The 7,367-nt window shown below is 36.1% G+C and carries 7 protein-coding genes; 3 read left to right on the forward strand and 4 right to left on the reverse strand.

Translation table 11 applies throughout. From position 1 onward, the window contains the following. Positions 1-243 precede the first annotated feature (243 nt). Together V7083_RS16205 and V7083_RS16210 are read left to right on the forward strand one after the other, a co-directional pair. A complete protein-coding gene (locus tag V7083_RS16205) occupies positions 244-810 on the forward strand; it encodes a copper resistance CopC family protein (RefSeq protein ID WP_335479683.1) in 567 nt (188 codons plus the stop codon). Next, complete coding sequence (locus V7083_RS16210) at positions 811-1,899, forward strand: copper resistance D family protein (protein WP_335479685.1); 1,089 nt, start codon at positions 811-813, stop codon at positions 1,897-1,899. A 240-nt stretch (positions 1,900-2,139) separates the two neighbouring features. Here the strand turns inward: V7083_RS16210 and V7083_RS16215 are convergent, their stop codons facing one another. Both V7083_RS16215 and V7083_RS16220 read right to left on the reverse strand, forming a co-directional pair. Continuing rightward, positions 2,140-3,603 carry an SH3 domain-containing protein gene (locus V7083_RS16215; protein ID WP_335479687.1) on the reverse strand — a complete coding sequence of 488 codons (1,464 nt, stop codon included), beginning with the start codon at positions 3,601-3,603 and terminating at the stop codon, positions 2,140-2,142. 393 nt (positions 3,604-3,996) lie between these two features. After that, positions 3,997-5,064, reverse strand: coding sequence for a sulfite oxidase (locus tag V7083_RS16220; protein WP_335479690.1), 1,068 nt, complete (start codon positions 5,062-5,064; stop codon positions 3,997-3,999). A 100-nt stretch (positions 5,065-5,164) separates the two neighbouring features. On the opposite strand from V7083_RS16220, the gene V7083_RS16225 reads away from it, so the two are divergent. Beyond that, positions 5,165-5,320 carry an HAD family hydrolase gene (locus V7083_RS16225; RefSeq protein ID WP_335479691.1) on the forward strand — a complete coding sequence of 52 codons (156 nt, stop codon included), beginning with the start codon at positions 5,165-5,167 and terminating at the stop codon, positions 5,318-5,320. Positions 5,321-5,455: 135 nt separating this feature from the next. Here the strand turns inward: V7083_RS16225 and V7083_RS16230 are convergent, their stop codons facing one another. Next, positions 5,456-6,058, reverse strand: a complete 603-nt coding sequence (locus V7083_RS16230; protein ID WP_335479693.1) for a TetR/AcrR family transcriptional regulator — start codon at positions 6,056-6,058, stop codon at positions 5,456-5,458. A gap of 121 nt (positions 6,059-6,179) precedes the next feature. Continuing rightward, a complete protein-coding gene (locus V7083_RS16235; RefSeq protein ID WP_335479696.1) occupies positions 6,180-7,196 on the reverse strand; it encodes a 4Fe-4S binding protein in 1,017 nt (338 codons plus the stop codon). Between the last annotated feature and the right edge of the window lie 171 nt (positions 7,197-7,367).

Here is a 7,367-nt window from a genome sequence, read left to right on the forward strand (position 1 = left end):
TCAACAGAGTGTAAAAATATCAACACTGTTCTTTAACACAGCCTTTAAAAAATATACCTTAGTTTAGCACGGCAAAAAATGAAAGGTATTGATATAAATCATAGCCAAGTGACGTTTGCCTAATTTAGCCCTTGTTAAGAAATTTGACAGTTTTGTGTACATTGCTTGCTAATTGGGATTAGCGTTGAAAATTAGTGATAGAATGACAACAGGTATGTTAACAATATAATGGAGTTGACTATATTGAAAAAGAAAATCTCCTTTATGATATTTTTGCTGTTTTTTTTATTCGGTACTAGTGCATTTGCTCACTCTCACTTGGAGGATTCTACCCCTAAACAAGGGGAGATTCTTACCCAATCACCTAAAGATTTCATCCTTACTTTTGAAACAAATGTAGAGCAAACAAGTACATTTTTCATAACAGATCGAAACGGAACGGAGATTCCCCATCTAAACGTAAAGATTGATGGTAATAAGTTAGTGGGGACGAAGGGCGATGCTTTGACAAACGGAGCTTATGATATCCATTGGAAGGTTATTGGTACGGACGGCCACCCACTAGAAGGTAATATTCCTTTTACTGTTCAACTCCAAGGTAGCCAATCTACCACAGCACCTTCTAATAGTTCGACGAAAGAAACAAAAGCTGCTGTTGTAAAAAAGGCTAATAAGGAATCTGCAACTCCCGCAAAGCTAAAACAATCTGACCCAATGGTTAGAAACTTAATTGTTCCGATTTCGGTGGGACTATTCCTTGTTGTTGGAGCAGCTAGTTATTGGCTATTTTATCGGAGGAAACAAGTCTAAATGATCATCATAAGTGTTCTTAGCGAGGCTTTGCTTTATATCTGCTTATCATTTTTATTGGGCAGCTTTATTTTACAGTTGGTTCCTGTGATTTCACGGCCAGCTGTTAAGGTCCCTAAAGTTACCCTTCTTACAGCAGCTCTTGGAGTTGCTTTTTTCTCGTTTGTTCCTGTTTTAAAAATTATCCTTTATTTATATCATGGTCTTGGTTTGGGAATGACTATCACCTCTGTATTATTGAATTTCGAGGTGGGAAAGTCGTGGATTAGCACTGGAGTCATCTCCCTTATTCTGTTTATTTATATACTTCCGATCAAATTGGAGCAACGACCGATTTTTTCCATAACTGCGCTATTGTTAACTGTCGCCCTAATTGCCACCATTGGTTGGTCCAGCCATGCGAGCTCCTTATCAAGATGGCCGGGATTTGTAACCCATACCACCCACATGTTAGCTATTAGCATCTGGGTAGGAATTTTACTAACTGTCAGCTGGTTTTCTAAAAATCACGAGAATTGGTTTGCTTTCTTAAAATGGTATTCCCCTGTCGCGATGATTTGTTTATTTTTTACCATTTTATCCGGTCTTGCCTTGATGACCTTTGTGATGAACTTACATGATTACGTTAATTCATGGACGATTTCCTATGGACAAGCCCTGTTAATTAAGCACTTAGCCATCGCACCACTCCTGGTATTTGCGTTTATCAATAGCAGTTTGATTCGCAAAAAAATGGTTAATGATTCTTCGTTTAGTCCGCTACCGTGGGCAAGACTGGAGAGCGTAACTGTCATATTGATTTTCTCGATTACTGGTTCATTAAGCCAGCAATCTCCACCGCATGAAATTAGTACAACGATACAGGAGACAGGAACCTCAAAACTATTTAACTTTTTCCATCAAGGAGTCTCCCATCTGCCTTTACACTTTAGATTTAATGTCACTTCAATGATCTTTTTGCTGACTGCTCTGTTTTTCTTAACATGCATCCTATTAACCTTTGTAAAAAGGGCACCAAAAGCAATGGCCCTCATCATGAGTATCCTGTTTATCCTGGCAAGTTATTTAGCATTCATGTATAGCGTTTAAAAAGGCAGAGAGAATCTCCCTGCCTTTTTTAAATAGATTGAATTTACCCGTTTATCCTTTAGATTGATGATGCCATAATTATTTGAAATGGAATCTTAAAAGTGGGGAAAAATCGGCAGATTAGTTTCTTAGAATTAACTCCCTATAAAAACAAATGAAGGAAAGCACCTATATTACGATGTGTGCCTTTATTGTATAATCCTTCAAAGCTGTGCCCTCATTTGGAGTCTATTAATACGATTATTGGAGAGATACCAACGTCATTAATTGACCCCTGTTCCCTTCAAGCGTTAGTGTTACATTCTTTCCTTTATAATTAAATAATTCACTTTTCATGTTGTCTAATGCTTTTGCAGTATATGTAGTGCCATTAGGCGTGATAAAACGAAAAGTTCCTTGAGGATCCACCTCTGCTAATGTAGCTGCTATTTGAATTTGATTAATAGTAGATTCAGGATTGTAAGGAACCTTGATGATTTGTCCAATTTTCAACTTTGATGAGTCAACTCCCAGATTTAGATCTTGAATGAATGAAACAGAAACACCTAATGCTTTTGCGATTTTTGTAAAGGTGTCACCACTCTTGATGACATATGTATTTGTATTTTTAACTGTTTCATTCATATTTTTCCTTGGTTCATCATTCGTTAAATAAGTCTCATTAACAAACGCTTCTTTTCCATTGAATGTAATCTTGGCCCAACCATTTGTTGTTGATTTCACAGATATACGATCATTTAATTTTAATGTGCCAAGGATGGTACTACTCGTTGAAGCTGCTTCTCTTACTCTTAAGGTTGTGGCAGTAACATACTGCGTTTTGGTGATTTGGCTGGTTGTTGGTTCATTCTTCGTTAAATAAGATGCACTGACAAAGGCTTCTTTTCCATTGAATGTAATCTTGGCCCAACCATTGATGGTTGTTGTCACTGACACACGATCATTAAATTTCAATAAACCAATTATTGTACTACTCGTTGAAGCTGCTTCTCTTACTCTTAAAGATGTAGCAGTTACATACATTGTTTTTGTGATTTTGCTGGGTGTTGGCTCTACTGATTCTTTAAACGTAAGGTAATCAGCACTCACATAACAAAGTCTTCCTTTAATCAAAATGGCCGCCCATCCATTTTCTACGGATACAACCTTAACAAAATCACCTTCTTTAAACTTACCAAGAATACTGCTCGTAGTGTTTGGCTGGGAACGAACATTGAGTATGGTGGCATTTACCATTCTGTCTTGAACTTTCGGCAATAGAATTTTCTTTCCCTCAATAGATGACAGCCCATTTGCATCTAATATTTCTTGTGCAGTTACACCATGTTTTGCAGCGATTTCTTCAATTTTTTCTCCACTCTTAACCTGATACGTGTATTCTTCAATACATCCAGCATTCGAAGTGTTTCCAAAAAAGCCAAGAACAATGGTAAAAATACCAGTCACTACTAATCTTTTGGCAGGATTCTTTTGAATCCATTGGTGAACCTTCGAAACATATGTATTCCAATTATCACTTATATCTTTTAGGAATCCTTTGACATCCAGCACATTACGAATATCAAAATAATTTGCGCTCTTATAATATTCACGTCTTTCCATCCTTGAAGTGAAAACAGGTATACTTTTAGGTTGCCTGATTTTTCGGTGGGTCTCTTTCCTGGTTACCTTCAACTCACCATTTAAAAATAATTCCTCTTTCAAAATAACGCCCTCTCTTATCCCATCTTGATTTCTAAGTAAATGGATGATCATCCATTTACGCACTATATATGATTCGGCTGTCAATAATTTTTTTTGTCCATATTTGTTAATAAAAGTCGAAATTAGATGAATATGGACCCATTACCATATTCATGTTGAAAATAGAAAAAGATAAACCTTCGAGGTACTTAAAAACAAGGCTGCGTTAAAGAACAGTGTTGATTTTTTACACTCTGTTGATTGGAGCGGAAATCAACAGACAAGTTTAACAGACATCCATGTAAAAAATTTGCACATCAATAAATGAAATAACTGCTGAAGTAAAGTTATCCACAGTTATTTCATGGTAGAGCAAATAAAAAAACGATCCCTCATATGAAGAATCGCCCCCTATTATTCCACTTTAACTTTTATACGATCAATAGAATTGTAGCCATAACCCTTTCTGTTCCAAAATGGTTCTAATGGTTGGATATTCCCATAAGAATCTGTTGCTTTTGATTTTATGGTATATTCCCCTTTTTTGCGTGCTTCCCATTTATAGCTCCAATTGGTCCATGTATATTTTTCACTTGGTGACGTTAATTGGCATGTATCCCATGTTTGGCCATCATCCAAACTAATTTCTACTTTTGATAGCATTCCTATTCCTGCCCATGCGATTCCTTTAATTTCATAAATTCCTTTATGCAATAACTGCATATCTAATGGGTATTGAATAGAGGAGTTTACATTAATGGTAGTGACAGGGAATTTTCCTTTATCGTCCTCTTTGTTAGGATAATAAACATAATCAACAGTTTGATATGGTCCTTTAAATTTTTTGTCAATCACTATTATTTGTTTAATCCATTTTACTGAAGCCATCGCATACCATCCTGGAACAATCAATCTGAAGGGAAAGCCGTGCTTGAAGGGAATTGGTTGATTATTATATTCATAAGCAATAATGGTATCCGGTTCAAGGGATTTTTCAATGGGTAAACTTCTTGAAAAGTTATAAATTTGATCTGAATCCGGCCTATTTCCATAATCATAACCTTCAAAAACAATTTCTTTTGCCGTATCCATTAATCCTGTGTATTCAAAAAGGATTTTTAAAGGAACTCCTTTCCATATACCTTGACTAATCGCTCCTTTCCCCCATTGTTCTCCAAAAACTTTGGGTTCAAATAATTGGCGCCTATTTCCGGAACACTCAAGAACAACTTTTAAAGTTTTGGATGGCAATGAGTAAATTTCCTGTAAGGAAAATATTCTTGGGGTATGCACTAATCCATTAATTGGGAGATAATAAAACGATGACGTGAAATTTGGGTAATTTAAGTGATTTCTTCTAAAAAATAATTTTCCTCCTATACGATCATCGGTCACAAAATTTATAGGTGTTTCCTGATTTTCAGGAGCTAACGTTTTGGTAATTAGGTAGGGTCTTATTTCGGGGCTTTGGGATTTTTTCAAATAACTGCCTCCTTAAATTGAATACTATTTAATGGATATGTAGGTACATGTGTATTATTCAAATTAATTACCTTATATCTCTTCCCTATAAACTATAGAAATGCTTCGTCATCTCGGAATGGGTGTGGCAATGGGGAACGCAAACGAAGAGGTTAAAGAGGCAGCCGTTTTTGTTACAGCACACTACAAAAATGATGGATTGGCTGAGTTTATAGAACGTTATCTTCTTAAATCAAATGAATCTTTTGCCATTTAGGGTTATTTTAAAAGACCTTTTTATAATAAAAAATGACAAGTATAATCCATTTCGTAAGATTTATTCCTGTCATTTTTTATCTTCAATTAGAGATATTGTTCCATTAAGTTATCCAAATATTTAACGGTAGTTCTATTAATTAGTTAAGTTAACAAATGCTCCGATGACTATCCGATTTAGCAGACGAGCCAGCTCTTCGAAATTTACTTCTTTATTTTCCACTTCGTGATAATTTTGAACAATCACTTCATTAATAGCACCAATCATGGCGTGTGAAACAATTTGCATTTCTACATCAGAAACGGTATTCTGCAGTAAACCTTGAACCGTTTTAAACATAAGCTCGGCAAAGCGGAGGTGTGCCTCGGTACGAACCTTTTCAACCTCCTGAGAAACCCCGACAGACTCCACCAACATCAGATTAGCAACTCGAATGTCTGTAAAACAAATCTCAATATAACGATGGATTCCTACATAAGCTTTGTAGGCCACTCTACTCTCTTTTTCAATCTCCTGCTTAACTTCTTCTATGATTTCCGTTGATATGACATCAAGCAGGTTTGCCATTAGCCCTTCTTTGCTAGAAAAATGCTGATAGAAAGTCGTTTTGGACACCCGAGCCATTTCCACAATATCTAACACAGAGGTATTTTTATACCCCTCCCTGGTGAACAAAATCAAACTGGCATAAAGAAGTTTGTCTCTAGCTTCTATTGGCATTTCAGAAATAAATAACATTTTTCATCCATCCTAACTTTTAAGTACGGGTACGTATTAGTTTAAATTTTAAAAGAAATTTCCTTGATTAACAAGTTTACAAAAATAAACAGCCCCATAAGGCTGCTTATCTATCAAATTACTAATGCCCAACATATCTTGCATCCGGAACCAATTGTTTCCAATCCTCGTAGGTAAGAATGGTGTTCCAATGTCCAGTGATTTTAGCAAATCCTACCACTACAAAAAATAATACTAGAAACCCTACCGGAATAAACCACTTATTCACTTTTTTGTTTACAACTGTCATGTTCAAAGTGTCTTTAATTGGACAAGCCTCTACACAGGACATACAAGCATTACAATTTGGTGAGGCAACTACCTCTTTAGTATGTACTTTAATTCGCTGCGGGCAAACCTTCGTACACATTTCACAGTTGGTGCAGGTTTCAGAATTTCTACGTACCTTAGATATCCTGAAAATCGAGCCCAATCCGATTAATGCGCCGTATGGGCATAGGAAACGACACCAAAAATTACGGAAAAATAAAGACAAAACGAAAATAACAAGGACAAATTTGAGGGCAAAGCCTCCTATATTTAAAAAGAATAGAAGCATCTTTACATCTGAAATTTTATTATACGGCTCTTCTAGGAAGGCTTTTGCTTCGAACGTCGGCATCGCGATGATCATGCTGATAAAGAAATATAGCAGGATATATTTGATTGGAGTTAACAGCCACGCAAGCCAGGTTGGAATTTCAAAATTTCTTTTACATATTTTTCTGCCAATCCACCCTGTAATTTCACTTACGGTGCCAACAGGACAAAACCAGCTGCAAAATGAACGGCGGAAAATGAAGCCAGATCCAATAAAAAAGGTTAGTAAAACAAGACCTGCCGGGTGAATCGTATCAAACCCTCCGCCCTTAAACCACACTTTAAATGCTACTAAAGCACTTATTGGTAAAAACCCTTCAACAGCAGATGGCCGTTCTACAAATGGTGCGGCACCATTCGTTTCGAAATGATGATAAAATCGATAGAATTGCAGACCTACATATAGCAAGAACAACAAAAAAACGCCTTGGACCAAGTAACGTGTGATTTGAATTGGCTTTCGTTTCAGCTGTTTCTTATACCATGCTTTGGATTTCATCACAATCCTCCATTCTTTTTACCCTAACTATAGAAAACATACAAAACATGGAATGTGATGTAAATCATGGATGCATTTGTTTTCATAAAGCTGTCACATTGCTATTCTTAATTCTGACAAATTATTATTTATTATTACAAGATTAAGAATGGTACCGATTACATCAGAATT

Source organism: Bacillus sp. JJ1764, from assembly GCF_036962145.1.
Lineage (GTDB): Bacteria > Bacillota > Bacilli > Bacillales > Cytobacillaceae > Neobacillus.